General features: G+C 75.0%; 19 protein-coding genes. 13 read left to right on the forward strand and 6 right to left on the reverse strand.

Features of this window, described 5'->3' with window-relative positions:
• Nucleotides 1–86: 86 nt before the first annotated feature.
• Nucleotides 87–1,412 carry an SGNH/GDSL hydrolase family protein gene (locus tag HFV08_RS00600; RefSeq protein ID WP_168534726.1) on the reverse strand — a complete coding sequence of 442 codons (1,326 nt, stop codon included), beginning with the start codon at nucleotides 1,410–1,412 and terminating at the stop codon, nucleotides 87–89.
• Nucleotides 1,413–1,759: 347 nt separating this feature from the next.
• Here HFV08_RS00600 and HFV08_RS00605 point away from each other — a divergent pair, with 347 nt between their 5' ends.
• Complete coding sequence (locus tag HFV08_RS00605; protein ID WP_312885250.1) at nucleotides 1,760–3,028, forward strand: DUF445 domain-containing protein; 1,269 nt, start codon at nucleotides 1,760–1,762, stop codon at nucleotides 3,026–3,028.
• 84 nt (nucleotides 3,029–3,112) lie between these two features.
• Here HFV08_RS00605 and HFV08_RS00610 read toward each other — a convergent pair whose 3' ends face one another.
• Nucleotides 3,113–4,132 carry an NADP-dependent oxidoreductase gene (locus tag HFV08_RS00610; protein ID WP_210429697.1) on the reverse strand — a complete coding sequence of 340 codons (1,020 nt, stop codon included), beginning with the start codon at nucleotides 4,130–4,132 and terminating at the stop codon, nucleotides 3,113–3,115.
• Between the two features lie 158 nt (nucleotides 4,133–4,290).
• Between HFV08_RS00610 and HFV08_RS00615 the strand changes: the two genes are divergently transcribed.
• Together HFV08_RS00615 and HFV08_RS00620 are read left to right on the forward strand one after the other, a co-directional pair.
• Complete coding sequence (locus tag HFV08_RS00615; RefSeq protein WP_168534728.1) at nucleotides 4,291–4,848, forward strand: TetR/AcrR family transcriptional regulator; 558 nt, start codon at nucleotides 4,291–4,293, stop codon at nucleotides 4,846–4,848.
• A gap of 409 nt (nucleotides 4,849–5,257) precedes the next feature.
• Nucleotides 5,258–6,772: an MFS transporter gene (locus HFV08_RS00620; protein WP_168534730.1), complete on the forward strand. Its 1,515-nt coding sequence runs from the start codon at nucleotides 5,258–5,260 to the stop codon at nucleotides 6,770–6,772.
• Between the two features lie 39 nt (nucleotides 6,773–6,811).
• Here HFV08_RS00620 and HFV08_RS00625 read toward each other — a convergent pair whose 3' ends face one another.
• Nucleotides 6,812–8,236 carry an MFS transporter gene (locus tag HFV08_RS00625; RefSeq protein WP_168534732.1) on the reverse strand — a complete coding sequence of 475 codons (1,425 nt, stop codon included), beginning with the start codon at nucleotides 8,234–8,236 and terminating at the stop codon, nucleotides 6,812–6,814.
• Between the two features lie 71 nt (nucleotides 8,237–8,307).
• Here HFV08_RS00625 and HFV08_RS00630 point away from each other — a divergent pair, with 71 nt between their 5' ends.
• Together HFV08_RS00630 and HFV08_RS00635 are read left to right on the forward strand one after the other, a co-directional pair.
• On the forward strand, nucleotides 8,308–9,339 hold the full coding sequence (locus HFV08_RS00630) for a GlxA family transcriptional regulator (RefSeq protein WP_281373112.1): 1,032 nt from the start codon (nucleotides 8,308–8,310) through the stop codon (nucleotides 9,337–9,339).
• Nucleotides 9,340–9,441: 102 nt separating this feature from the next.
• Nucleotides 9,442–9,804, forward strand: coding sequence for a VOC family protein (locus tag HFV08_RS00635; RefSeq protein ID WP_040249096.1), 363 nt, complete (start codon nucleotides 9,442–9,444; stop codon nucleotides 9,802–9,804).
• 218 nt (nucleotides 9,805–10,022) lie between these two features.
• On the opposite strand, the gene HFV08_RS00640 is transcribed toward HFV08_RS00635, so the two are convergent.
• A complete protein-coding gene (locus HFV08_RS00640; RefSeq protein WP_168534736.1) occupies nucleotides 10,023–10,325 on the reverse strand; it encodes a hypothetical protein in 303 nt (100 codons plus the stop codon).
• Between the two features lie 134 nt (nucleotides 10,326–10,459).
• A complete protein-coding gene (locus HFV08_RS00645) occupies nucleotides 10,460–11,476 on the reverse strand; it encodes an SEC-C metal-binding domain-containing protein (RefSeq protein WP_168534738.1) in 1,017 nt (338 codons plus the stop codon).
• 375 nt (nucleotides 11,477–11,851) lie between these two features.
• Between HFV08_RS00645 and HFV08_RS00650 the strand changes: the two genes are divergently transcribed.
• Nucleotides 11,852–12,271, forward strand: a complete 420-nt coding sequence (locus HFV08_RS00650) for a DUF6412 domain-containing protein (protein WP_376770549.1) — start codon at nucleotides 11,852–11,854, stop codon at nucleotides 12,269–12,271.
• 202 nt (nucleotides 12,272–12,473) lie between these two features.
• Nucleotides 12,474–13,244: a YidC/Oxa1 family membrane protein insertase gene (locus tag HFV08_RS00655; protein ID WP_168534740.1), complete on the forward strand. Its 771-nt coding sequence runs from the start codon at nucleotides 12,474–12,476 to the stop codon at nucleotides 13,242–13,244.
• Nucleotides 13,245–13,424: 180 nt separating this feature from the next.
• Here HFV08_RS00655 and HFV08_RS00660 read toward each other — a convergent pair whose 3' ends face one another.
• Entirely contained in the window at nucleotides 13,425–14,504 is a 1,080-nt protein-coding gene (locus tag HFV08_RS00660; protein ID WP_168534742.1) for a Gfo/Idh/MocA family oxidoreductase, read from the reverse strand.
• 552 nt (nucleotides 14,505–15,056) lie between these two features.
• Here HFV08_RS00660 and HFV08_RS00665 point away from each other — a divergent pair.
• The 6 genes from HFV08_RS00665 (at nucleotide 15,057) to HFV08_RS00690 (ending at nucleotide 24,822) form a co-directional block, all read left to right on the forward strand.
• Complete coding sequence (locus HFV08_RS00665) at nucleotides 15,057–15,932, forward strand: hypothetical protein (RefSeq protein WP_168534744.1); 876 nt, start codon at nucleotides 15,057–15,059, stop codon at nucleotides 15,930–15,932.
• A gap of 230 nt (nucleotides 15,933–16,162) precedes the next feature.
• Complete coding sequence (locus HFV08_RS00670) at nucleotides 16,163–17,542, forward strand: MFS transporter (protein WP_168534746.1); 1,380 nt, start codon at nucleotides 16,163–16,165, stop codon at nucleotides 17,540–17,542.
• Between the two features lie 94 nt (nucleotides 17,543–17,636).
• Nucleotides 17,637–18,869, forward strand: a complete 1,233-nt coding sequence (locus tag HFV08_RS00675) for an anhydro-N-acetylmuramic acid kinase (protein ID WP_168534748.1) — start codon at nucleotides 17,637–17,639, stop codon at nucleotides 18,867–18,869.
• 130 nt (nucleotides 18,870–18,999) lie between these two features.
• Nucleotides 19,000–19,791 carry a GntR family transcriptional regulator gene (locus tag HFV08_RS00680; RefSeq protein WP_168534750.1) on the forward strand — a complete coding sequence of 264 codons (792 nt, stop codon included), beginning with the start codon at nucleotides 19,000–19,002 and terminating at the stop codon, nucleotides 19,789–19,791.
• A gap of 483 nt (nucleotides 19,792–20,274) precedes the next feature.
• Entirely contained in the window at nucleotides 20,275–23,385 is a 3,111-nt protein-coding gene (locus HFV08_RS00685; RefSeq protein WP_168535601.1) for an alpha-N-acetylglucosaminidase, read from the forward strand.
• 315 nt (nucleotides 23,386–23,700) lie between these two features.
• Nucleotides 23,701–24,822, forward strand: a complete 1,122-nt coding sequence (locus HFV08_RS00690) for a TIGR03364 family FAD-dependent oxidoreductase (protein WP_168534752.1) — start codon at nucleotides 23,701–23,703, stop codon at nucleotides 24,820–24,822.
• Nucleotides 24,823–24,976: the final 154 nt, after the last annotated feature.

The raw sequence follows: 24,976 nt of genomic DNA on the forward strand, positions 1-24,976 counted from the left end.
GGCGGTCCGGGCGGCGTGCCCCCAGCCGTGGCGGTCGGGGCCGCGCCGGGTCGCAGTCGCGCCGTTCGCAGCCGGTCCGGTCCCGGTCAGAGCCGCGCCGGTTCCGTCCCCTTGCGCAGCTGGGCCAGGTTGAAGGACTGGGCCATCCGCTGGTAGCCCTCGTCGCTCAGGTGCAGGTGGTCGCCGCTGTCGTACTCGGGGCGCAGCCGCCGCCAGTCGTAGGGGTCCCGTACGGCCTTGTCGAAGTCGACGTAGGTGTCGAAGACGCGGCCGGCGCGGATCTCGTTGTTGAGGCCCCGGCGGGTGTTCTCCAGGGTGTCCTGGTAGCCGCGGTGGCCCTTGAAGGGCATCAGGGTCGCGCCGATCACCCGCAGCCCGCGCTCGCGCGCCTTGCGGGTCAACTCCCGCAGGCCCTCGGCCATCCGGGCCGGGTCGGTCTCGTGCGGGGTGCGCAGGATGTCGTTGACGCCGAGGACGATCACCACGGCCCTGGCGCCGCTTCGGCCGAGCACGTCCCGCTCGAAGCGGGAGAGGCCGCTCGGGTTGAACGTGGGGCGCCCGAGGCCGTCGGTGAGGATCCGGTTGCCGCTGATGCCCTGGTTGACGACGCCGTAGCGCGGGGCGCCGTTCTCGGTGCGCAGCCGCTCGGCGAGGAAGTCGGTCCAGCGGTGGTTGGCGTCCGGCGTGGAGCTGATGCCGTCGGTGAGGGAGTCGCCGAGGACGACCACGGTGCCGTTGGCGGTCTGGGTCAGCACGTCGAGCGCGGTGACGTAGCGCCAGTGGTCGGTGCGCGCGGTGTACGGGGTGCCGTCCGGGTTCTCCGTGTGGTCGCCGCGGGCCGCGAAGGAGGTCTGCCGGGCGTGCGGGTGGTAGGTCACCGGACCGGCGGGGGCCGGTGAGTAGGTGCTGACGAGCACGTCGGCGTCGTGCGGGACGGCGAGCCGCACCGGGTCGGTGACCACCTGGCGCCCGACCGGGATGACGAACCGGGGGCTGCCGCGGAAGGTGAGGCGGCGCATGGTGCCGGGGGCGGCAGTCGCGGAGTCCGGGCCCGCGGCGAGCGCGAGCGAGGCGTGCGAGATCGTCAGCGGGCCGCGGCCGAAGAGGTTCGAGAGGGTGACCCGGGCGCCGGAGCCGCCGACGCTGGTGTGCACGAGGTTGCGCAGCGAGGTGCCGGCCAGTCCGCGGACCGCGGTGCCGGGCTCGCCGCCCACCGGCGAGGCGGACCAACTGCTCACCCAGGAGGCCGTGGAGGCGGGCGCGGCCGGGTTCTTCGCGCCGCCGCCCGAACCGGCCAGGGTGTCCCGCTCGCCGTCCGCGCTCCGGGAGACGCCGAGGTAGATGGCCGTCGAGACGACGACCACCACGGCGACGATGGCGGCGAGCGAGGCATAACCGTGGCGCCTGGTCATGCGGTGCGGTCTCCTCGGACAGGGGAGCGGGTGCTCCGGTGCGGTGGTGGTGCACCGGGCCCGCGGGGGCGGCGGTGCGGGGGCGAAGTGCCTGAGCCCCAGGGCCCCGTGACGGCGGCTCCGGTGCGGATCCGCGGTGCTGGTACGGATCCATGATGCGGCATTGATCAGGACGCCTTCGTCCCCCCTCCCACCAGACGCAGCCGGGCGCCCCATGGATCCCACCCGTATCCCCGGCAGGGCACAATGCGGGCGGGACCTGCGGTACTGCCCAGCGAACGGAACGCGCGAAAGTGGATGAAACGGCCGAGAGGGAGCCCGCCCCGGGCGGAGTACCGACCACACCTGTGAGCGGATTCACAGACAGCGCGGCGGACGAGGAACGCCGCCGCGGGGTACGGCGGATGAAGGCGCTGGCCCTCGCCCTGCTGCTCGGCGTGGCCGTCGTCTACGCCCTCGCCACCTGGGCCGAGCACCAGGGCGCCGGTGCCTGGGCGGGCTATACGGCCGCGGCGGCGGAGGCGGGCATGGTCGGCGCGCTCGCCGACTGGTTCGCGGTCACCGCCCTCTTCCGCCACCCGCTCGGCCTGCCCATCCCGCACACCGCGATCATCCCGACGAAGAAGGACCAACTCGGCGTCTCCCTGGGCGAGTTCGTCGGCGAGAACTTCCTCTCCGAGGAGGTCGTACGCCAGCGGCTGCGGGCCGTCGGCATCGGCAGCAGGCTCGGCGCCTGGCTCGCCGCGTCCGAGCACGCCGACCGGGTCACCGCCGAACTCGCCACCGCCCTGCGCGGCGCCCTCGCCGTGCTGCGCGACTCCGATGTGCAGGCCGTCGTCGGCGAGGCCATCACCCGCCGCGCCGACGCCCAGGAGATCGCCCCCGGCCTCGGCGACCTGCTGGAGCGGATCGTCACCGACGGCGGCCACCGCCGCGTCGTCGACCTGATCTGCGTCCACGCCCACGACTGGCTTGAGGTGCACAGCGACTCGGTGATGGGCGCGGTGCAGGGCGGCGCCCCCGGGTGGACGCCCCGCTTCGTGGACCGCCGGGTCGGCGAGCGCGTCTACAAGGAACTCCTGCGCTTTCTCGCCGAGATGCGCGACATGCCGGGCCACCCCGCGCGCGGCGCCCTGGACCGCTTCCTCACCGACTTCGCCGCCGATCTGCGCACCGACCCGGACACCCGGGCCCGCGTCGAACGCCTCAAGAGCGAGGTGCTGGCCCGCGACGAGGTGCAGGACCTCATCGCCTCCGCCTGGTCCTCGGTACGGGCCATGATGGTCGCGGCGGCCGAGGACGAGCGCAGCGAACTGCGCCTGCGGGTACGCGCCGCCCTCCTCTCGCTCGGCTCCCGGATGGCGGCGGACGCCGGGCTCCAGGCGAAGGTCGACCGCTGGATCGAGGGCGCCGCCGTCTACGTGGTCACCACCTACCGGCGGGAGATCACCTCCCTGATCACCGAGACCGTCGCGGGCTGGGACGCCGAGCAGACCACCCGCAAGATCGAGGCCCACATCGGCCGCGACCTCCAGTTCATCCGCATCAACGGCACGGTGGTGGGCTCCCTCGCCGGGCTGGTGATCTACGCGGCCTCGCGGGGGCTGGGGGCCTGAGACCGCCGGCCCCGGGGCCGGTAGCCCTGCTCGGGTCGGCAGCCGGTCCTGCTCGGGCCGGCGCCTGTGTCCCGGGCGGCCGGGTCAGTCCTCCGTCACGGTGAGCACGATCTTGCCCCGGAGGTGGCCCCGCGCCGCCCGCTCGTGCGCCGCCGGGGCGTCCGCGAGGGGGAAGGTGCCCTCGATCGCGAGACGGAGGGTGCCCGCCTCCACGAGGCCGAGCAGTTCGGCGAGTTGGGCGCCGTTCGAGCGGACCTGGGTGCCCGTCACGGTGATCCCCAGCCGCGCGTTCTCCGCCTCGTCGAACTCCCCGAAGTACACCGGGTAGAGCGATCCGCCGCGCTTGAGGGTGCGCAGGAAGCGCCGGCTGTGCGGGCCCCCGACGGTGTCGAGGACCAGGTCGAGGTCCCGGACGGCCTCCTCGGGTGGCTGTGCGGTGTAGTCGACGAAGGCGTCGGCGCCCAGCTCGCGCAGGAAGGCCTCATGGGGACCGGAGGCCACGGCGACCACGCGCGCGCCCCGCCACTTGGCCAGCTGGAGACCGAGGTGCCCCACGCCCCCGGCGGCGCCGTTGACGAGCACCGTGGTCCCGGTGCCGAGGGCCGCCGGGCGGTGCCGGGCCTCCTGGAACGGCGAGGGGTGGTCGTGCCCGAGGTCGATCAGGAACTGCCAGGCCGTCAGCCCCGACATGGGCAGCGCGGCGGCGTCGACGTGGCTGACCCCGGAGGGCTTGCGGGCGAGGTCGGCCGCCGGAGCGGTGACGTACTCGGCGTAGGCGCCGCCCTGGAGGGAGTCGGGGAAGCGCAGCAGTCCGCAGACCTCGTCCCCGACCGCGAAGCCGGGGACATCGGGGGCCGCGGCCGCCACGGTGCCGGAGACATCGGTCCCGGGGACCAGGGGCAGCGCGAACGGCGGCCTGAACTCCTCGGGCACCCCGGGCATCCCCTCGCGTACGTACCAGTCGGGAGGGTTGAGACCGGCCGCGTGCACCCGGACGAGCACCTCGCCCGGACCGGGCTCGGGCACCGGCACCTCGTCCAGGCGCAGCACCCCGGGGCCGCCGTACTCGTGCAGCCGGATCGCCTTCATGGTGGGTGTCGGCATCGGTGTCTCCTGGTCCCTCGGGGCGGGTACGCTGAACGGATCGGCGATCCGTTTATCCGGATCACTGAACCGAATATATGGACCACTGATCCGGATCGTCAATCGCGGCCTCGCCGAAGTACGGCCGAGGCGCGGTTCCGGAGGCCGGGAGGGTGTGGATGCGGGCGGACGCCAGGAAGAACCGGGACCAGTTGCTCACCGTGGCGCGCGAGGCCGTCGCCGAGCAGGGCGTGGACACCTCGATGCGCGATCTCGCGCGCAGGGCGGGCGTCGGGCTCGCCACCCTGCTGCGGCACTTCCCGACCCGCGAGGCGCTGCTCGACGCCCTGCTCCGTACCAGCTTCGAGGAACTGACCGCCCGGGCCGAGGAGTTGGCGGCCTCGGGGTCCGCCGAGGACGCGCTGCTGGCCTGGCTGCGCGACTGCGTCTCCTGGACCACGACCTACCGGGGCGTGACCGTGCTGATGGCTGCCGCCATCGAGGACCCCGACTCCGCGCTGCACGCCTCCTGCACCACCCTGCGCGCGGCCGGCGCACGGCTCCTGGAGCGCGCCCAGGCCGCGGGCACGGCGCGCGGCGACCTCGACGGCGACGAGCTGTTCGCGCTGATCGCCGCGCTCGCCTGGCTCGGGGACCAGCCCTCCTTCGCGCCGAGCGCCGGTCACCTCTTCGAGGTGGTCGCGAGCGCGATCCTGACGGGACCGGCCCGCGTCTGACGAAACCGGCCCGCGTCACGGAACCGGTCCGCGTCCGGCGAAGCCGTTTCGCCTCTGACGCGGCCGTCCCGCCTCCGACGGGACCTGCCCGCGCCGGGAGGACCGCCCCGCCCCGAGCGCACCGGCCCGCCCCGAGCGCGGCCAGGGGACCGGGTACCCCCCCGCCCCGTACGCCCCGGATGCCGCACCCCCTACCCGGCCGACAGGCCGAAATCCCCCCGTACCGGCAGGCTGGTAAGCCGCGGCGGAGCCCCGCGCGCACGGCGGACCGAGCCGGTGCTCATGGCCCGCCGCGGAGCGGGCATCCGGTACCGCAGAACGGGCACCCGAACCGGATGACCGTCCGGCCGGGGGCCGCAAGGCGCGCTCCGGTCGCCGCGTGCAGGGAAGCGTGCAGGAAGAGGGAGCCATGTCCGAGACATCCGAGCCAGGTTCCGGCCACCGGTCCGCCGGCGGCCTGGGCGATCCGTCCGGCGGCGGACCCGGTGACCCGTCCGGCGGCACCGTGACCACCGCCGTACCGGCCCGGCTCGACCGGCTGCCCTGGTCGCGATGGCACTGGATGATCGTGATCGGCCTGGGCACGGTGTGGATCCTGGACGGCCTGGAGGTCACCACGGTCGGCAACATCGCCAGCCGGCTCTCCGAGGACGGCAGCGGCCTGGACATCACCTCCGCGCAGATCACCGGCCTGGCCGCCGCCCTCTATGTCGCGGGCGCCTGCGCGGGCGCCCTCTTCTTCGGCTGGCTCACCGACCGCTACGGCCGCAAGAAGCTCTTCATGGTCACGCTCGCCGTCTATCTCGCCGCCACCGCGATGACCGCGCTCTCCTTCGACGCCTGGTGGTTCTTCCTCTTCCGCTTCCTCACCGGCTTCGGCATCGGCGGCGAGTACGCGGCCATCAACTCGGCGATCGACGAGCTGATCCCGTCCAAGTACCGCGGCCGCGTCGACCTGATCATCAACGGCAGCTACTGGCTCGGCGCGGTCGGCGGCTCCCTGCTCTCCGTCGTCGCCCTGAACACCGCGATCTTCCCCAAGGACCTCGGCTGGCGGCTCACCTTCGCCATGGGCGTCGTCCTCGGACTGGTGATCCTGCTCGTGCGCCGCCATGTGCCGGAGAGCCCGCGCTGGCAGTTCATCCACGGCCGCGGCGAGCACGCCGAGGAACTGGTCTCCTCGGTGGAGCGCGAGGTGGAGCGGGAGCACGGCCGCACGCTGCCCGAGCCCGGTCCCGCGCTCACCATCCACCAGCGCAAGAGCGTCGGCTTCGGCCTGATCGCCAGGACCGTCTTCGGTACGTACCCCAAGCGCGCCGTCCTCGGCCTCTCCCTCTTCATCGGGCAGGCCTTCCTCTACAACGCGATCACCTTCGGTTTCGGCGCCATCCTGACCACCTTCTTCGACGTGCCCTCCGGCAACACCGGCTACTACTTCGCGGTGATCGCCGCCGGGAACTTCCTCGGCCCGCTCGCCCTCGGCAAGCTCTTCGACACCCTCGGCCGCCGGATCATGATCTCCTCCACCTATCTGCTCTCCGGCATCCTGCTCTTCGGCACGGCCTGGCTCTTCGACCGCGGCTCGCTGGACGCGACCACGATGACGGCCTGCTGGTGCGCGGTCCTCTTCTTCGCCTCGGCCGGTGCCTCCAGCGCCTATCTCACCGTCTCGGAGATCTTCCCGATGGAGACCAGGGCGATGGCCATCGCCTTCTTCTACGCGATCGGCACGGCCGCGGGCGGTATCTCCGGCCCGCTGATCTTCGCCGACCTCACCGAGTCCGGAAAGGTCGGCGACACCGTCCTCGCCTTCCAGCTCGGCGCCGGTCTGATGTGCCTGGCCGGACTGGTCGCCGCCTTCCTCGCGGTACGCGCCGAGCAGCGCAGCCTGGAGGACATCGCCAAGCCGCTCTCGGCTGTCTGAGCGGTACGTACGCGCTCGGGGTGCCCCCCTGCCCGTGCCTCAGGCGCGGGAGCCGGGGCGAGGGCGGGGCACCGCCAGCGCCAGGATCGCCGCCGCCGCGCAGAGGGCGCCGGTCGCCACCCACATCGGGTCGTAGCTGCCGAAGACGTCCCGGGCGGCGCCGCCGAGCAGGGCGAGCAGGCCCGCGCCGAGCTGGTGCGCGGCGCCGACCCAGCCGAAGACCACGGTGGCGTCGGCGCCGAACCGCTCCCGGCAGAGCGCGATCGTCGGCGGCACCGTGGCCACGTCGAGCAGCCCGAACACCACCATGAACGCCAGGAGTTGGGGCCGCGCACTGGCGGAGAGCAGCAGCGGCAGCGCGCACAGCGACAGCCCGCGCAGCGCGTAGTACGAGGCGAGCAGCCGCCGGACGTCGAGGCGGTCGCTGAGCCAGCCGGAGGCCACGGTCCCGGCGACATTGAAGATCCCGACCAGCGAGAGCAGCGAGGCGGCGAGCGGCACCGGCATACCGTGGTCATGGGCGGCGGGCGCGAAGTGGTTCCACATCACGCCGTTGGTCGAGGCCCCGCAGACCGCGAAGCTCCCCGCGAGCAGCCAGAACGGCCCGCTGCGCACCGCGCCGCCGAGCACCCGCACGGCCCGCCGCGCCGCCCCCGGCTCCGGCGCCCGGCGCGGCACGAACTCCGTTGCCCCATACGGGCGTTGACCCACATCCGCCGGATGGTCCCGCAGGAAGAGCAGCACCAGAGCGCCGGTGCCGAGGGCCGCGACCGCGACGGCGAGCACCGCCGCCCGCCAGCCGTGGGCGCCGATCACCCCGGCGAGCACCGGCAGGAAGACGAACTGGCCCACCACTCCCGCCGCCGTGAGGATGCCGGTCACCAGTCCCCGGCGGCGCGCGAACCACCGTTCGGCGACCGTCGCCGCGAAGGCCAGCGCGGCGGCACCCGAACCGAGGCCCACCAACAGCCCCCAGTACAGGGCGAATTGCCAGGGCGCCGCCATGGTCGCGGTGAGCGCGGCCCCGGTGCCCGCGAGGCCGAGGGCGCCGGAGACGACCCGGCGCATCCCGAAGCGGTCCATCAGCGCCGCGGCGAAGGGCGCGCCGGCCCCGTACATCACCAGGCTGACCAGGCTCCCCGCCCCGATCGTCGACCGCGACCAGCCGAACTCCCGGTGCAGCGGCCCGACAAGGAGCCCGGCCAGGGTCCCGGCGGCCCCGGCGGTGATCAGCGCGAGCGCGGCCAGCGCGGCGATGAGCCAGGGGAGGGCTTGGCGCTCGGGGCGGGGGCGGGCACGGTCGCCGGTGGGGGTGGCGGCGGTGCGGAGGTGACCCCGGGCGGCCCGCTCGCCGGTGGCACCGTCACCGGTGGCGCAGCCGGTGTCGTTGCTGTCGGGAGCGCTGTCGAGGGCGCCGGAAGAAGTGACGCCGGCGGTGCTGTCGGAGGTGGTGTGCCTGGTCATGCGACGAGCGTGCGCCCGGGCCGCCCCTCCCCGGCAGTGGCCAGATGGCCGAGATATGCAAGAATCTGGCCATGGCTGCGCGTACTCCCACCCGGCGGACCCCGGCCGCGAACCGGAGGGATTCCCGTCCCCGGCACCGGGTCGCCGTCCTCGTCCGCCACGGTGTGCTGCCGATGGAACTCGGCCTGGTGCACCAGCTTTTCGGCGCGGCCCGGGACGCCGCGGACGCGCCGCTCTACGAGGTGGTGACCTGCGCCCCCGAGCCCGGCACGATCCGTACCGACGTCGACTTCACGCTGCACACCCCGCACGGACTCGAGGCGGTACGGGCGGCGGACACGGTCCTCGTACCGGCCTCCCACGAACTCGACGAGACCCTGCGACCCGGCGCTCTGGACGGGGAGTTGGCCGAGGTCCTGACCGAGGCGGCGGGGCGCGGGCGGCTCGCCTCGATCTGCACGGGATCCTTCGTCCTCGCCGCCGCCGGCCTGCTCGACGGCCGCCGCGCGACCACCCACTGGCAGTCCACCGACCGCTTCGCCCGCGCCTTCCCGTACGTCACCGTCGACCCGGACGTCCTCTACGTGGACGAGGGCGCCGTGCTGACCTCGGCGGGCGAGGCCGCGGGCATCGACCTCTGCCTGCACATGATCCGCGGGGACCACGGCGCCGCCGTCGCCACCGGCGCCGCCCGCCGCACGGTGGTGCCCCCGCACCGCGAGGGCGGCCAGCTCCAGTACATCCGACGCCCGGTCACCGAACCGGAGTCGACCTCGACCGCCGCCTCCAGGGCCTGGGCCCTCGACCACCTCGGCGAACCGCTGACGCTGGCCGCCCTCGCCGCCCGGGACGGCATGAGCGTACGGACGTACAGCCGCCGCTTCCGTGAGGAGACCGGTCTCACCCCGGTCCAGTGGCTCACCCAGCGGCGCGTGGACCGGGCCCGGGCCCTCCTGGAGGAGACCGACCACACCGTCGACCGCATCGCCGCCACCTGCGGCTTCGGCACCGGCGCCTCGATGCGCCAGCACTTCCAGAGCGCCCTCGGCGTCTCACCGGGCGCCTACCGCTCGACCTTCCGCGGCGCCACCGGGCCGCGCTGACCCGCCCGGCCGGGCCCGGGCCCGCGACCCGGGCCACACTGGACCCCGGAGCCCCCGGCACCGCAGCCGACCGACCGCCACCGCAGGCAGGAGACCTCAGCGATGACCATCCGCCGCATCATGCCCGATCTGCACACCGGCTCGACCGCCGCGACGGACCGGCACCGCACGTTCTACGGCCTGTTGGGCTTCGAGGAGGTGATGGACATGGACTGGGTGGTCACCATGGCCTCGCCCGCCAACCCCACCGCGCAGATCTCCTTCTTCACCGAGGAGCGCACCGCCCCCGTCGTCCCCGAGCTGAGCGTCGAGGTCGAGGACGTGGACGCGGTCTACGCCGCCGTCACGGCGCGCGGCGCCGAGATCGTCCGCGAACTGCGGGACGAGGAGTGGGGCGTCCGCCGCTTCTTCGTCCGCGACCCGGGCGGCCGCGTGGTGAACGTGCTGACCCACCGCGAGGACTGAACCGCGGGCCCGGGGAACACACGAGCCCGGCCCGGTCCCGACTTGGTGAGGAGCGCGCGGGTCCGGTCCGGTCGCGGCCTGGTGAGGAGCACGTGGGTCCGGCCCGGTCCCCGCCTGGTGAGGAACACACGGGCCCGGCCCGGTCCCGACTTGGTGAGGAGCGCGCGGGTCCGGACCGGTCCCGGCCTGGTGGGGATGCCCCGGTGGCTGCGGGCGCCTCAGCCCCGCCGGTCGGCGACGGCCCAGGAGGCGGCGGCCACGGCACCGGCCACCGAGAACACCGCGGGCCAGGCCCCGATCTTCTTCGCCAGCGGATGCGAGGCCCCGAAGGCGCCCAGGTAGGCGGCGGTCAGCGCACCCGCGGCCTTCCCGCCGGCCTGCTCCCGCCACTGGTTCGCGGCGGCGGCCCCGGCGAGGGCGAGCACGGCCCCGCCGAGCTGCCGCTTCCTGGTGAAGCGGGCGGTGGCGTACCCACCGATGAGCCCGGCCGAGGCCAGCACCGCCGCGGGAACCTTCGCCATCTGTGCCTCCATGCGTGCGCGTACGGGATGAACGGGATGAGCTGCGGATACCGCCCCAGGTGCGGCTACCGGACGAGGCTAGCGCGGGTGCCCGCACCGCCGTGGAGCGGGGCGGGCACCCGGCCGCCGCGGCCTCAGCCCGCCCCGTGGCACTCCCCGTACGTCCGGCCCGAGTCGCACCAGCAGGTGTCGGTCGCGGCCGGGGGCCAGGCCGTGGCGCGGCCGCGGGCGGCGAGGGTGGTGGCGTACTGGGGGAGGAGTTCGGTGTCGGCGGGGGAGCTGCCCTCGGAGGCGGCGAAGGCCTCGTAGGAGGGGACCGTGGCGGAGACGATGCCGATATTGGCGGTGCCGGAGTCGGCGAGTTCGCGCAGGCTGGACTCTATGGCCGCGAGGTGCTCCCCGTGCGAGGGGTACTCGGAGGCCAACGAGGGGTAGGCGGCGAGCAGTTCGGCGAGTTCGGCGGCGGGCCAGTGCAGTACGGCCACCGGGAAGGGGCGGGACAAGGCGGCGCGGTAGGCGCCGAGTTCGGCGTTGAGGCGGGAGATCTCCGCCTGGATCTCGGCCGGGTTGTCCGAGCCCAGCGACCAGACCCGCTTGGGGTCGTGCAGCTCGTCCAGGGCCACCGGGCCGGTGTGCCGCTCCTGGGCGAGCGCGTCCCACTCGTCGTGTTCGGCGCCGAGCATCCGGCGTACCCGGTGGCGCCCGACCAGCAGCGGTTGCAGGTCCTTGGCCGCCGGAGCCTGCGCCGAGAGCAGTTGGCGCACGCCCTCGGTGAAGGTCTCGTGGGCGGCGTCCAGGTCGTCGTGCGCCTCGTAGGCCTCACCCGCGATGACGTACGGGGCGCCCTCGCGCGGTGCCGCCAGCCGTACCCCGTCGAGGTTGGCGCGCGCCTCGGCCTCGTGCCCGTACTCCCACAGATTGGCCGCCTTGAGGGCCTTGACCAGGTCGGGGCGTTCCAGCGGGGTCGGGGCGGCGCTGAGCAGACGGTCGTAGAGGGTGCTCGCGCGGGAGCGGGCACCGGCGAGTTCGAGATGGGCGGCCGCCTGCAGCAGCAGTTGCTCCGCGTCCTCTGGGTAGAGCCCGGCGGTGCGCTCCAGGCGTTCGGCTTCGGCGATGTGGTCGACGGAATCGGCTGACGTTTCGGGGCGCATGCGGACACGGTACTGCGGTTGCGGCCACCTGAAACGAACGGTGCCGGGAGTGTGAGCAGCGCGGCATCGGCGGCCGGTCGATCTCCTCCCTGGGGTGGAGCAGCCGGGCCCCGGCTCTCGGGTATAACCGGACAGAGCGCGTCCGCGGGGGCGTTGCGGGTGCGTTCACGGGCTCGCGGACAGGAACGAAAAGTGCGGGCGCGGGAACGCGGCAGGTGGACAGCCGGAACGACCGGGACGACCGGGACAATCGGGACCACCGGGGTACGAAGCGGGGAGGGCGAGCGGCACATGGGCACGGGTGGAGACCTGGGCGCGACCGGCGTCCTCGTACGTCCGGCGGCGGCCCCGCACCGGGCCCCGGCTCCGGCCCGTATGACCGCCCTCGCACCTCCGGCGGCGACGCGCTCCCGCCGGATCCCGGCTCCGACCCGCCGGATCCCGGCCCCGACCCACCGGATCCCGGCCCCGACCCGCCTGACCGCCCTCGCGCACCCCGCGCTCCTGCGGCGGCTGCTCCTGCCGCTCCTGGTGGTCCTCTCCGAGGTGCTGTTCGCCGAGGCGGGGATGCTCGGCGCCGCCATGACGCTCGCCGCCACCGCGGCGGCCGGTTCGCTGCTCGCGCTCTGCGCCCTGCTCGCCGCGCGTGCGGTGCCCGCGGTGCCGCACGCCCGGGTCCGTACCGCGATCCGCGACCGGGCCCGGCGCACCGCCTTCCTGCCCCAGCGCGATCCCGACGCCGCCGGGCGCCCGAGGCCCCGGGCACCGGGGTGCCGGCCCGTGACGGCCGTATGAGGAAGCGCCGCACCGGCTGAACCGCCCGCGTGCCCCCGGGGTACGCGGCCCCGCCGTGCGCCCGCCTCCCGGGCGGGGCGCCCGACCGCGCCGCCCCGTCCGTACGGTCCGTCCTGCCGAGGTCTTCTCCTCCCTTCCCGGTCCCCCCTTCGGCATCCGCAAGGGGCGACCGGCACGACGAGACCCCCGGAGGGCTCCTCCCATGGCATCGCTGTCCGTCTTCGCCGACCTGGTCGCGTCTCTCGCGGACCTGCTCGACCCCCTGTGCCACGACTCCGCCACCGCCGCCGCGATCGTGGTCTTCACCGCACTGGTACGGCTGCTCGTCCTGCCGCTGTCCCTGGCCGCCGCGCGCGGGCAGCGGGCGCGGGCCCGACTCGCCCCGCAGATCGCCGCGTTGCGGACGAAGCACCGGAAGGACCCGGCGGCATTGCAGCGGGCGCTCACCGCGCTGCACGCCGAGCACCAGGTCTCGCCGCTCTCCGGCTGCCTGCCGAGCCTGCTGCAACTGCCCGCGTTCTTCCTGCTCTACCACCTGTTCTCCAGCGGCAGCATCGGCGGCGAGCCCAACGCCCTGCTCGGGCACACCCTCCTCGGTGTCCCGCTCGGCGGGCGCTGGCACGAGGCCCTGGCCGAGGGCGGCCCCTTCGGCGCGCCCGGCCTCGTCTATCTGGCGCTCTTCCTGCTGGTCGCCGCCGTGGCCACGGCCAGTCTCCGCCGCACCCGGCGCGGCATGGCCGCCTCCGGCCCGCTGCTCCCGGCGGGCGAGGACGGGCGCCCGGCCCCGGGGCTCGGCGCCCTGACCAGGGTGCTGCCGCTGATGTCCTTCCTGACCCTGATCAGCGTCGCGGTACTGCCGCTCGCCGCCGCGCTCTACGTCGTCACCAGTACGACCTGGAGCGCGGTCGAACGGGCGGTCCTCTACCGGGAGCGGGAGCAGCCGGAGGCGCGGGCGGAGGGCGCCGCCGCCTGACGGAAGCGTGCGGGGCGGCGAGCGGGCCGGGGCGCAATGCCCCGGCCCCACTCCACGGTCAGCCCAGAGTCCGTGCCGCGGTCATCCCGGTGTCCGCGGTCATCCCGGTGTCCGCGGCCATCCCGGCGTCTGCGGTCACCCCAGTGTCCGCAGTGTCCGCGGCCACCCCGGCGTCCGAAGTCACCCCAGCGTCACTGTCACGCCCTCGCGGGCCGAGCGGCGGGCGGCCTCCAGGACGTCCAGGGCGGCGGCGGCCTCCCGCGCGGTGACCGGGTTGGGGCCCTCGCCGCGGACGGCGGCGGCCACCGCCGCGTAGTACGCCGGGTAGTCGCCGTGCCGGGTGGGTACCGGCTTGCCGCCGCCGGTCAGCGGGGACTCGCCGGAGCCGAGGCGGCCCCACAGCGACTCGGGCTCCACGCCCCAGGCGGTCTCCGAGTCGGGGCGCAGGCCCTCGCGCAGCGCGGCCTCCTGCGGGTCGAGTCCGTACTTCACATAGCCGCCGCCCGAGCCGAGCACCCGGAAGCGCGGCCCGAGCTGGGCCGCCGTCGAACTCGCCCACAGATGGGAGCGGACCCCGCCGCGGTGGGTGAGCGCGAAGAAGGTGTCGTCGTCCGCCTCGGCGCCCGAGCGGCGCACCACGGACTCGGCGTAGACGCGTTCCACCGGGCCGAAGAGGACCAGCGCCTGGTCGACGACATGGCTGCCGAGGTCGTAGAGCAGCCCGCCGATCTCCTCGGGGTCGCCGGACTCGCGCCAGCCGCCCTTGGGCCGCGGCCGCCAGCGCTCGAAGCGGGACTCGAAGCGCCAGACCTCGCCCAGTTCACCGCCCCGGACGAGTTCCTGGAGGGTCAGGAAATCGTTGTCCCAGCGGCGGTTCTGGAAGACCGAGAGCAGCAGCCCGCGCTCCTCGGCCAGCGCCGCCAGCTCCCGTGCCTCGGCGGCCGTACCGGCGAGCGGCTTGTCCACGACGACCGGCAGTCCGGCCTCCAGGGCCGCCCGCGCGAGGGCGACATGGGTCTTGTTCGGCGAGGCGATCACCACCAGGTCGAGTTCACCGGCGCGCGCCCACAGCTCCTCCGGTCCCGCCGCGAAGCGCACCTCCGGGAACTCGGCCCGCGCCTGCTCCCGCCGCTCGGGGTTGGCGGTGACCACGGTGTCGAGGAGCAGCCCCTCGGTCGCGGCGATCAGCGGGGCGTGGAAAACGGAACCCGCGAGGCCGTAGCCCACGAGCCCGGTGCGCAGGGGGTGCGTGCCAGTCATGGCGCCAGCTTAGGCAGGGAGCACACCCGGCGCCGTACGGGGTCGCCGCCCGCCGGGGGAGGCGCGGTCCGCCGGTGCCGCCGTCCCGTTCCCGGGGTACGGCCGCCGGATCCGCGGCCTCCTCGCCCGGCCCAGGCCGCTGCCCGGCCCCGCCGAACGGGCGGAAGGCCGCCGCTGAACGGGGGTAGCGGGGTGTGGCGTACGCCGCGCCGCGGGAGGAGGCATGGCATGCACAGCCGACCTGGAAGCGGAAGCGGAAACAGAGACGGGAACAGAGACGCCGGCAGAGACGGCAGCAGCGGGAGCGGGAGCGGGAGCGGAAGGGGAAGCGGGGAGCCGGGGGCCGAGGCGCGAGCCACCGGGGCGCGGGCGCGGGGTGGCCCGGCAGCGGCCGGGAGCCGCCCCCCTGCGCGCGGACGTGCCCGCCCCCGGAGCCAGGCACCCACCGCCGCCCGAGCCCGAGCCCGCGCCGGAGTCCGCGCCCGCGCCGGAGCCCGCGCCGGAGCCCGCGCCCTCGCCGCCGCCCTGGCCCCGCTCGCCCTCCTCGGCCTGGTGACCGGCCCCGGCCCGCTGGTCGGCGCGGTCCCGGCCGCTGCCGCGGAATCGTCCCCGGTGGCGGCCCCGGCCCGCGAGTGCGCCGCCCGGGGCGCCGAGTTCCCGGTCCGTGCGCGCCTCGACGCCGCCGGTGAGCCGCGCCTTCGCGCGGGCGCCGCCCCGCGGAACTGGACGGTCGAGCTGACCAACACCACCCGTACCCGGTGCCGCGCGCTGCACCCCCTGCTCGTACTCGTCGACAGCGGTGGGACGTTGCGCCCCGGACAGGTCCGGATGGAGTTCCACGACGGCGGGCGGTGGCGGCCGGTGCAGCGCGAGCACACCGACCGCGGGGAGACCATCGGGGTCTTCGCGGGGCCCGGGTTCGAGGGCTTCGGGCTGTCCGCGGGCGACACCCGCCGGGTGCGGATGCGGCTGGCCTTCGCCCGGGACGCGGCCCCGGACGAGCTGACGGCGGAGGTGACGGTGGTACGGCGCCGGGGCGGGGACGGCGACTGGTTCGGGCAGTCCGCGCCGCACCGCTTCACGCTGCTCTCCGCCACCGGCCGCGCACCCGAGGCCACCGAGCGGCCGGAGCCCCCGGAGGGACCGCTCACGGAGGAGTCCCGGCAGGGCGAGTCCCGGGAGAGCGCCGGTCACCCGGAGCCCGGTCGTCCCGAGTCCGGTCACCCCGAGCCCGGTGACACCGGCGCCGCGGACACCACCGGCGGCCACGGGCTCCCGGACTCCTGGCCGCGCCCCGAACTCGCCCGTACCGGCCAACGCCATCTCCCCCAACTCACCGCCCTCGCGGCGGTGTTCCTGCTGACCGGGACCGTACTGCTGCGCTTAGCAAGGAAGTTGGCCCGGAAGACCCCTCGCGGCCCGGCCTGACCACGAGGTGACCCGATCCTCAAGTCGGCCTGGGAGCAGTCCAGATGACCCGGGGGACGAGGAGCGACTCCACCGGCGGTACGTGGGGGAGCGGGCCCGGCGCCGAGGAGAGCGGTCCCGGCTCGCGGGGGAGCGGGCCCGGCACGGAAGAGACCGGGCCCGGTACGGAGTCTTGTGCGCGGGTCCGCCGGAGCGGACCCTTCTCGGATGGTGACGCGAGAGGGCAGCCGATGAACGAGCCGGTCGATCAGCGCGAGCACGGCGAGGAGCCGAAGGCCCCGCCCGGCCGGCGCCGCGCCCTGGTGGCCGGTTCGGTGGGCAACTTCATCGAGTGGTACGAGTTCGGTGTCTACGGCTACTTCGCCACCACCATCGCGGCGCAGTTCTTCAGCCCGGAGGGCACCGGCGACCTGGAGAGCCTGGTCAAGACCTACGCCTCCTTCGCGCTCGCCTTCTTCTTCCGCCCGGTGGGCGCCGCCGTCTTCGGGCGGCTCGGGGACCGGATCGGGCGGCGCCCGGTGCTGATCCTCGTCGTCCTGCTGATGAGCGGCGCCACCACGCTGATCGGGCTCCTCCCGACGTACGCCACGGTCGGGGCGGCGGCACCCTGGCTGCTCACGGCGGTACGGATCGTCCAAGGCCTGTCCGCGGGCGGGGAGTTCGGCGGTGCGGTGGCGGTGATGACCGAGTTCGCGCCGCCGGGCCGCCGGGGGCTCTACGGCGCCTGGCAGTCCTTCACCGTGGCCCTCGGCCTGCTCGGCGGGGCGGGCGCCGCCGCGCTCCTCGCCACGGTGCTCAGCGCCGGCCAACTCGACGACTGGGGCTGGCGGATTCCCTTCCTGCTCTCCCTGCCGCTGGGCCTGATCGCGCTCTGGCTGCGGCTGCGCCTGGAGGAGACCCCGTCCTTCCGGCGGACCGCCGCCGGGCGGCCACCCGGTGAGGACGCCGCCCGCGCACCGGTGGACCGGGCGGGCCCCCGGGCCACCGCGCGGGCCATCGCGCTGGGCGCCGGGCGGCTGATGGGCTGGTCGGCGGCCGGGTACACCTTCCTGGTCGTCCTGCCGGGCTATCTGCAGGTGGCGCTCGACGCCAGCTTCCAGCAGGCGCTGCTCGCCGCCGTGGTGTCGAACCTGGGCTTCGCCGCGGTCATCCTGCCCGCCGGGATGCTCAGCGACCGGATCGGCCGGCGCCCGGTGATGGTCGCGGGCATGGTCCTGGTCGTCCTGCTCGCCTTCCCCCTGATGAGCCTGCTCCAGGACGGCTCCGCCCCGACCTGGGCCAAGGGGCTCGGCGTCTGCGCGGCGGGCGCCGCGGTCGGACTCGCGGCGGGGCCGGGACCGGCCATGCTCGCCGAGATGTTCCCCACGGACGTCCGCTACATCGGCCTCGGCCTGGCCTACGCCCTCTCCAACGCGATCTTCTCCGGCTCGGCGGGCCTCATCATCACCGAACTCATCGAACACACCGGCAACGCCGACATCCCCGCCTACTACGTGGCCGCCACCTGCCTGGTGAGCATCGGCGCCCTCCTCACCCTGCGCGGCGACGCCCACCGCCGCCCGCTGCGCGAAGCGGACCACGAGGCACCGCCGACGAGGAGCGAGGCATGAGGGACGAGCGGCGGTACGCGGGGAGCGGACGGCGGTACGCGAGGTGCGGGCCGCGCCGCGCGAGGTGCGGGCAGGGGTACGCGAGGGGCGGGCGATGAGGGTCATCGGCCTGATGTCCGGCACCTCGTACGACGGAATCGACGCGGCAGCCGCCGAGTTGACCTTCGAGGACGCCCACAGCGCTACCGGCACCGACGCCGATATCGGCCCCGGCGGGGACCCGGGTGCCACCCTGCTCCTCAACCCCCTCGGCTGGTTCGGCGGCGAGCACCCCGAGGAGGTGCGGACGGCGCTCGCGGCCCAACTCCCGCCCTCCGCAACCACGATGGAGGCGGTCTGCCGCCTCGACACCGCCCTCGGGCAGGCCTTCGCCGGGGCCGCGGACCGCGCCCGGCGCGAACTCTGCGCGGGCCGGGCCGACTTGGTGGTCTCGCACGGGCAGACCGTCTACCACTGGACCGAGGCGGGACGGGTCCGCGGCACCCTGCAACTCGGCCAGCCCGCCTGGATCGCCGAACGCACCGGGCTGCCCGTGGTCTCCGACCTGCGGGCCCGGGACGTCGCCGCGGGCGGCCAGGGCGCACCCCTGGTCAGCGCCTTCGACGTGCTGTGGCTGCGCGGGCGCCCCGGCAGGCCGGTGGCCCTGAACCTCGGCGGCATCGCCAATCTGACCGCGGCGGCGGCCGGTGAGGAGCCGGTGGCCTTCGACACCGGACCGGCGAACGCGCTGCTGGACGCCGCGGTGCGGTATCTGACCGAGGGGCGGCTGCACTACGACGCCGACGGGCGGCTCGGGGCGCGCGGCACCGTGCACCCGCCGCTGCTCGCGCACCTGCTCCGGGAGCCGTACTACGCGCGCACGCCCCCGAAGACGACCGGCAAGGAACTCTTCCATCTCCCTTATCTGCGCGAGCGGTTGAGACTGGTCGACCCCCTGCCGCCGGAGGACGTGGTGGCCACCGTCACGGCCCTGACGGCGCGCACCGTCGCCGAGGCGGTCCGCGCGGTCGGCGGCACCGAGGTGATCGCCTCCGGCGGCGGCACCCGCAACCCGACGCTGCTCGCCATGCTCCGCCGCGAACTCGGCGCCCTGCCGCTGCGCACCTCCGACGAGCTCGGCCTGCCGTCCGCCGCGAAGGAGGCCTACGCCTTCGCCGTGCTCGGCTTCCTGAGCCTGCACGGCCTCCCGGCCACCGTCCCCGCCTGCACCGGCGCCGCCCACCCGAGCGTCCTCGGCTCCCTCACCCCGGGCGCGGACGGCTTTCCGCCGCTGCCCCCGCGCGGCAGGGCACCGACCCGGCTGCGGATCGCGGCGGCGGCGCGCTGACCGGGCGCGGGGCGCGGCGGTACCGGGCGCGCCCGGTACCGGACGGGCCCACCCGGAGCGGGGCGGCCCGGAGCGGGGCGGCACGGCCCCGCCGCCCCCCGACTCCGTGGTCGTCTGCAACGATTCCCCGGTGGACTACCCGAACGACCAGGCACCCGGCGCCCCCGTGCGCTCCGGGATCCCCGAGCACGGCCGGATTCCGAAGTACTACGCGGTGAAGGCGCGGATCGCCCTCCTCGTGGACGAGTTGGCGGAGGGCAACGCGCTGCCGACCGAGCGGGATCTCGCGGAACGCTACGAGGTCGCCCGTGAGACCGTGCGGCAGGCCCTGCGCGATCTGCTCCTGGAGGGCAAGCTGCGCCGCCAGGGCCGCGGCACCGTGGCGGCGGGACCCAAGCTGGAGCAGCCCCTCTCGCTGGTCAGCTACACCGAGGGGGTGCGCAGGCAGGGGCGCACCCCGGGCCGGAACCTGATCGGTCTCGACCGCTTCCCCTGCAACGCGGCGCTCGCCGAGGAGACCGGGCTCCGGCCGGGGGAGCCGGTCTGGCACCTGGAGCGGGTGCTGCTGGCGGACGAGGAGCGGATGGGCCTGGAGTCGACCTATGTCGCGGCGGAGCGGGTACCGCATCTGGACACCGACTTCGACCCGGACTCCTCCTTCTACTCCTATCTGCACGACCGCCTCGGCATCGCCTTCGGGGACGCCGACGAGCGCCTGGAGACCGTGCTCGCCACGCCCCGCGAGGCACTCCTGATCGGCACTCCGCCCGCCCTTCCGATGCTCCTCATCCACCGGATCTCCCGCGACACCGAGGGCCGCCCCCTGGAACGCGTACGCAGCCTCTACCGCGGCGACCGCTTCTCCTTCTCCACCCGGCTCAGGGACTCCTCCTCCACCCGGCTCGGGGACTCCTCCACCTGACCTCCGGGACTTTCTCCACCCGGGTACGGGGATCTCTCCAGCCGGGTACGGCGGCTCCTCCACCTGCGCCCGGGGATCCCTCCACCCGAGTGCGGCGGGCCCCCGCAGCGCCGCGAGGCCCCGGGCGACAGAACCTGGCGTACAGCCCGCCTCCACCCGGCTCGGAGATCCCCCGGCCCTCAGCCCCCGACCCCTGGACGGCCGAAACCCGCCCGTGCGAAAGCCCCCTGAGCGAGCGTCAGCTCCGGCCGCGGGGCGCGTACGCGGCGCGTTCGGGGCGACACGGAAGGTGCGCAGGACCCTTGCTCCGGTGTGCGCGCCCACTTAGCGTGCGCTGGGCACGTACCTCCGTCGCCCGTACGACAGCTTGGGGTTTCCGTGACCGTTCCCCCGCACCTTCCCCCCTCCTCGGCGTCCACCCCGCCCCTCTCGCCGCCGTCGTCTCCGCCGCCCGCTCCGGGCTCCTCGGGTCTGCCCCGCCGACTGGTCCTCGGGGCCGCGGGCGCCCTCGGCGCCGGTTCCGCCCTCGCGCTCCCCACCTCCGCCGCTGCCGCGCCCGGGCCGCCTGCCGCGGCTCCGGGCGCCGGCGAGGACCGGGGCACCGACGCCGCCCGGGCCGCCCTGCGGCGCCTGCTGCCGCACCACGCCGAGCAGTTCACGCTCCGGCTGCGGCCCCCTCACGAGGGCCGCGAGCACTTCCGCGTCACCGGAAGACGGGGGCACCTCACCGTCGAGGCGACCGGCCCGGCCACCCTGCTGACCGGGGTGCACTGGTACCTCAAGTACGTCTGCGGGGCCCATCTCGCCTGGAACGGGGCGCAGTTGGACCTGCCGGACCGGCTGCCCGCCCCGCGGCGCCCGCTGGAACGTTCCACCACGCTGAAGCACCGCTTCGTGCTCAACGACACCAGCGACGGCTACACCGCCCCGTACGCGGACTGGGCGTACTGGGAGCGGATGATCGACCTGCTCGCGCTGCACGGCTGCAACGAGGTCATGGTCATCGCGGGGGCGGAGGCGGTCTACCACCGGGTGCTGAAGGAGTTCGGCTACAGCGACGCGGAGGCGCGCGCCTGGCTGCCCGCGCCCTCGCACCAGCCCTGGTGGCTGCTGCAGAACCTGGCCGGATACGGCGGCCCGCTCTCCGCCGAACTGATCGCCGGGCGGGCCGACTTGGGCCGCCGGATCACCGCGCGGCTGCGCGAACTCGGCATGTCCCCGGTGCTGCCCGGCTACTACGGCCATGTCCCGGACGGCTTCGTCGACCGCAACGGAGGCGACGCCCATGTCGTCCCGCAGGGCACCTGGCACGGCTTCGCCCGCCCCGACTGGCTCGACCCGCGCACCGACTCCTTCGCCTCGGTGGCCGCCTCCTTCTACCGCCACCAGCGCCGACTCTTCGGCGAGGCACGGCACTTCAAGATGGACCTGCTGCACGAGGGCGGCACCGCGGGCGACGTACCGGTGCCGGAGGCGGCGCGCGGGGTGCAGCGGGCGCTCCGGGCGGCCCATCCGGAGGGCACCTGGGTCATCCTCGGCTGGGAGGCCAATCCGCTGCCCGAGCTGCTGGACGCGGTGGACAAGGAGCGGATGCTCATCGTCGACGGCGTCTCCGACCGCTTCTCCAGCGTCACCGACCGGGAGAAGGACTGGGCGGGCACCCCCTACGCCTTCGGCACCATCCCCAACTTCGGCGGGCGCACCACCCTCGGCGCCCGCGCCCACCTGTGGACGCGGAAGTTCTTCGCCTGGCGCGACAAGCCGGACAGCGCGCTGACCGGAACCGCCTATCTGCCGGAGGCCGTGGACCGCGACCCGGCCGCCTTCGAGCTGTTCTCCGAACTCGCCTGGCGGGAGAGCGCCCCCGACCGCGCCGACTGGTTCGCCGGGTACGCCGACTTCCGCTACGGCGGCCGGGACCCCGGGGCCCGCGCGGCCTGGCGGGCACTTGAGGAAACCGCGTACCAGCACACCGCGAAGGAGCGCAGCGACCCACACGACTCGCTGTTCACCGCCCGGCCCTCGCTGAGCGCGGAGCGCTCCTCGGCCTACGCGCCACCCGCGCTCGCCTACGATCCCGGCCGCTTCGACGCCGCCCTCGCCGGGCTGCTCGCCGTCGCCCCGGCCCGCCGCCGGGGCCAGGCCTACGCCTACGACCTGGTGGACGTGGCCCGCCAGGCCCTCGCCCACCGCAGCCGCCAGTACCTGCCCCAGCTGCGGGCGGCCTACGAGCGGGGCGACGCCGGGACCTTCCGGGAGCTGGCGCGGCTGTGGCTGCGACTCATGCACCTGGCGGAGGAGTTGACGGGTGGACACCGCGCCTTCCTCCTCGGCCCCTGGGTGGAGGCCGCCCGCCGGATGGGCACCACCGCCGCCGAGCGCGCCGAGTTCGAGCGCACCGCGAAGGTCCTCCTCACCGTCTGGGGCGAGCGGGGCACCGCCGACCCGGGCAAGCTCCACGAGTACGCCAACCGCGAATGGCACGGGCTGATCGGCGAGTTCTACCTGCCGCGCTGGCGCAGGTGGCTCGACCTGCTCCAGGACGCGCTGGACACCGGCGAGGAGCCGCCGGAGGTCGACTGGTTCGCGGTGGAGGAGCCCTGGACGCGTACCCGCAAGGACTATCCGCTGCGCCCGGTCACCGACCCGTACCGCACCGCCTCCCGGGTCCGCGCGGTGCTCGCCCGGGCGCCCTACCAGGGCCGGCTGGCGGTGAGCAGCGAGCCGCCCGCCTTCCCGCCCGGCGGCCGCGCCCGCCTCACGGCCGAGTTCCGCAACGTCAACGGCCTGCGCGCGACCGGCCCCGTCGACTTCACCCTCACCGGTGTCGAGGCCGAGCCCGAGGGCCCCGCCCGGCTGCCTCGCGTCGCCCCCGCCGGCACCGGCACCGTCCGCTGGCGGGCCAAGGCCCCCGCCAAACCCCTGGACCGCCCGCTGCGCCCGCTCCCGTACACGCTCACCGCGCGGTACGGGCCCGAGGGCGAGCGGCGGGTGGAGGCCGTGCAGCGGGGCACCCTCTTCGAGGCCGGTCCGCTCGCGGACGGCTGGCGCACCGTCACCACCAACGCGGCGGTCTTCGGGCAGCTGGACGACCGCTTCGCCGTCGACGGGGCGGGCGCCGACCTCTGGAAGGGCACCGCGGAGTTCGGCACCCTCTACCGGGCGGGGGTGTTCGCGGACGGCGGGGTCCTCACCGTGTCCGTGGACAGCCAGGCGGTGACCGGGCCCTGGGCGCGCGCGGGCCTGATCGTGCGCGACAGCCTCGCCACCGCGGGCGCCCCCGGCTTCCTCAACCTCGCCGCCACCCCCGGCAACGGCGTCGTCCTCTCCTACGACAGCACCGGCGACGGCACCCTGGACACCTACCGGAGCCTGAAGGGGGTCACGGCCCCGGTGCTGCTGCGGCTGAGCCGCACCGGGGACACCTTCACCGGCGCCTGCTCCACCGACGCGGGCACCACCTGGCGCGAGGTCGCCGCCGTACGGGTGCCCGGCGCGGCGGCCCGGCAGGACGCGGGGCTGTTCATGACCGCCACCAACGGGGGCGGCGGGGCGCGCGGCACGGTCGAGTTCAGCGGGTGGAGCGCGACGTAGACCCCCGGGAGGACTCTCCACCCGTACGTCCAGGAGGACTCTCCACCCGGTACGCCCCGTCCGGCTCCACCCACGGGCGGTACGTACGGGTGGAGCCGGGCGCCCCGAGGCGGCTCCGCGCCCTCCTGTGGCCGAGGTCTCGCCCTGACATAAGACGCATACCGCACTGAAGGGTGCCCATCACTCCAATCCGGTCTCGATCTCCCTTATCGATAACGCTAACGTAACGGGTCTAGTCCAAACTTGGGAGTCGGTTCACCGGTCCTTTGCCGGGCGGACGGACTGATTCCACTCATCCCGAGGAGCGTTGCCGACGTGAGAGTCATAGTGGTGGGAGGCGGCGTGGTCGGAACCATGCACGCCTGGCAGGCAGTGGAACGCGGCCACGAGGTCGTACAGATCGAGCGCGAGGCGGAGGCCCGCGGCGCCTCGCTGCGCAATTTCGGCCTGGTCTGGGTCGGCGGGCGCGCCCACGGCGAGGAACTCGGTGCCGCGCTGCGCGCCCGGGAGCTCTGGGAGGCCATCGCCGCCCGGGTCCCGGACCTCGGCTTCCGGGCGAGCGGTTCGCTGACCCCGGTGCGCACCGCGCGCGAGCGGGCCGTCGCCGAGGAGGCGCTGTCCCGGCCCGAGGCCGCGGCGCGCGGGCACCGGCTGCTCACCGCGGCCGAGACCCGGGCGCTCAACCCGGCCCTGCGCGGCGAGTTCACCGCCGCGCTGCACTGCGAGCGGGACGCGCAGGTCGAGCCGCGCACCGCCCAACTGGCCCTGCGCGCCGCGCTCGCCGGATCCGGGCGCTACACCTTCCTGCCCGGCCGCGAGGTGCGCGAGGTCCTCGACCGGGGCGCGGTCCGCGACGACCACGGCCAGGTGCACCGCGGCGACCAGGTGGTGCTGTGCACCGGGGCCTGGCTCGGCGGCCTGGTCCGCGAGCTTGCGCCCCGACTGCCGGTGCGCCGGGTGCGGTTGCAGATGATGCAGACCGCGCCGCTCGGCGAGACCCTGACCACCTCGGTCGCCGACGCCGACAGCTTCCGCTACTACCCGGCCTACGCGGGCGGCGCGCTCGACGCGCTCAACTCCGGTCAGCCGCAGCCCGAGGTGGCCGCCGCGCACCGGATGCAGCTCCTGATGGTGCAGCGCCGGGACGGCGGACTGACCCTCGGCGACACCCACGAGTACGCGCAGCCCTTCGGCTTCGACGTGGCCGAGGAGCCCTACGCGCATGTGCGGGAGGTCGCCGAGTCGCTGCTCGGCCGCCCGCTGCCGAGGATCGTCCGCCGCTGGGCCGGGGTGTACGCGCAGTGCACCGACACCACCCGCCTCGTCCACCGCGAGCAGGTCCGCGAGGCGGCCTGGCTGGTCACCGGCCCCGGCGGTCGCGGCATGACCTGCTCACCCGCCATCGCCGAACAGACCGCCGAGGCGCTCGGCTGGTGAGCACGGTGACAAGGCCCCCGGCCTCCCGGGTCCGGGCGAAGCCCGCGGCACGGGAACCAGCGAAGCCCCCGGCACGGGCCGCCGTGGCACCTCCGGCACCGGACCGGACGAAGCCCCCGGCCCGGGCCGCCGTGAGACTCCCGGCACGGGCCGC

This window comes from Streptomyces physcomitrii, assembly GCF_012273655.1.
Lineage (GTDB): Bacteria > Actinomycetota > Actinomycetes > Streptomycetales > Streptomycetaceae > Streptomyces > Streptomyces physcomitrii.

What these genes read in the sequence shown, in the direction of transcription:
- HFV08_RS00600 (WP_168534726.1), bottom strand. Translation starts at nt 1,412, where the DNA reads ATGACCAGGCGCCACGGTTATGCCTCGCTCGCCGCCATCGTCGCCGTG.
- HFV08_RS00610 (WP_210429697.1), bottom strand. Translation starts at nt 4,132, where the DNA reads ATGCCGACACCCACCATGAAGGCGATCCGGCTGCACGAGTACGGCGGC.
- HFV08_RS00615 (WP_168534728.1), top strand. Translation starts at nt 4,291, where the DNA reads ATGCGGGCGGACGCCAGGAAGAACCGGGACCAGTTGCTCACCGTGGCG.
- HFV08_RS00620 (WP_168534730.1), top strand. Translation starts at nt 5,258, where the DNA reads ATGTCCGAGACATCCGAGCCAGGTTCCGGCCACCGGTCCGCCGGCGGC.
- HFV08_RS00625 (WP_168534732.1), bottom strand. Translation starts at nt 8,236, where the DNA reads ATGACCAGGCACACCACCTCCGACAGCACCGCCGGCGTCACTTCTTCC.
- HFV08_RS00630 (WP_281373112.1), top strand. Translation starts at nt 8,308, where the DNA reads ATGGCTGCGCGTACTCCCACCCGGCGGACCCCGGCCGCGAACCGGAGG.
- HFV08_RS00635 (WP_040249096.1), top strand. Translation starts at nt 9,442, where the DNA reads ATGACCATCCGCCGCATCATGCCCGATCTGCACACCGGCTCGACCGCC.
- HFV08_RS00640 (WP_168534736.1), bottom strand. Translation starts at nt 10,325, where the DNA reads ATGGCGAAGGTTCCCGCGGCGGTGCTGGCCTCGGCCGGGCTCATCGGT.
- HFV08_RS00645 (WP_168534738.1), bottom strand. Translation starts at nt 11,476, where the DNA reads ATGCGCCCCGAAACGTCAGCCGATTCCGTCGACCACATCGCCGAAGCC.
- HFV08_RS00650 (WP_376770549.1), top strand. Translation starts at nt 11,852, where the DNA reads ATGACCGCCCTCGCACCTCCGGCGGCGACGCGCTCCCGCCGGATCCCG.
- HFV08_RS00655 (WP_168534740.1), top strand. Translation starts at nt 12,474, where the DNA reads ATGGCATCGCTGTCCGTCTTCGCCGACCTGGTCGCGTCTCTCGCGGAC.
- HFV08_RS00660 (WP_168534742.1), bottom strand. Translation starts at nt 14,504, where the DNA reads ATGACTGGCACGCACCCCCTGCGCACCGGGCTCGTGGGCTACGGCCTC.
- HFV08_RS00670 (WP_168534746.1), top strand. Translation starts at nt 16,163, where the DNA reads ATGAACGAGCCGGTCGATCAGCGCGAGCACGGCGAGGAGCCGAAGGCC.
- HFV08_RS00675 (WP_168534748.1), top strand. Translation starts at nt 17,637, where the DNA reads ATGAGGGTCATCGGCCTGATGTCCGGCACCTCGTACGACGGAATCGAC.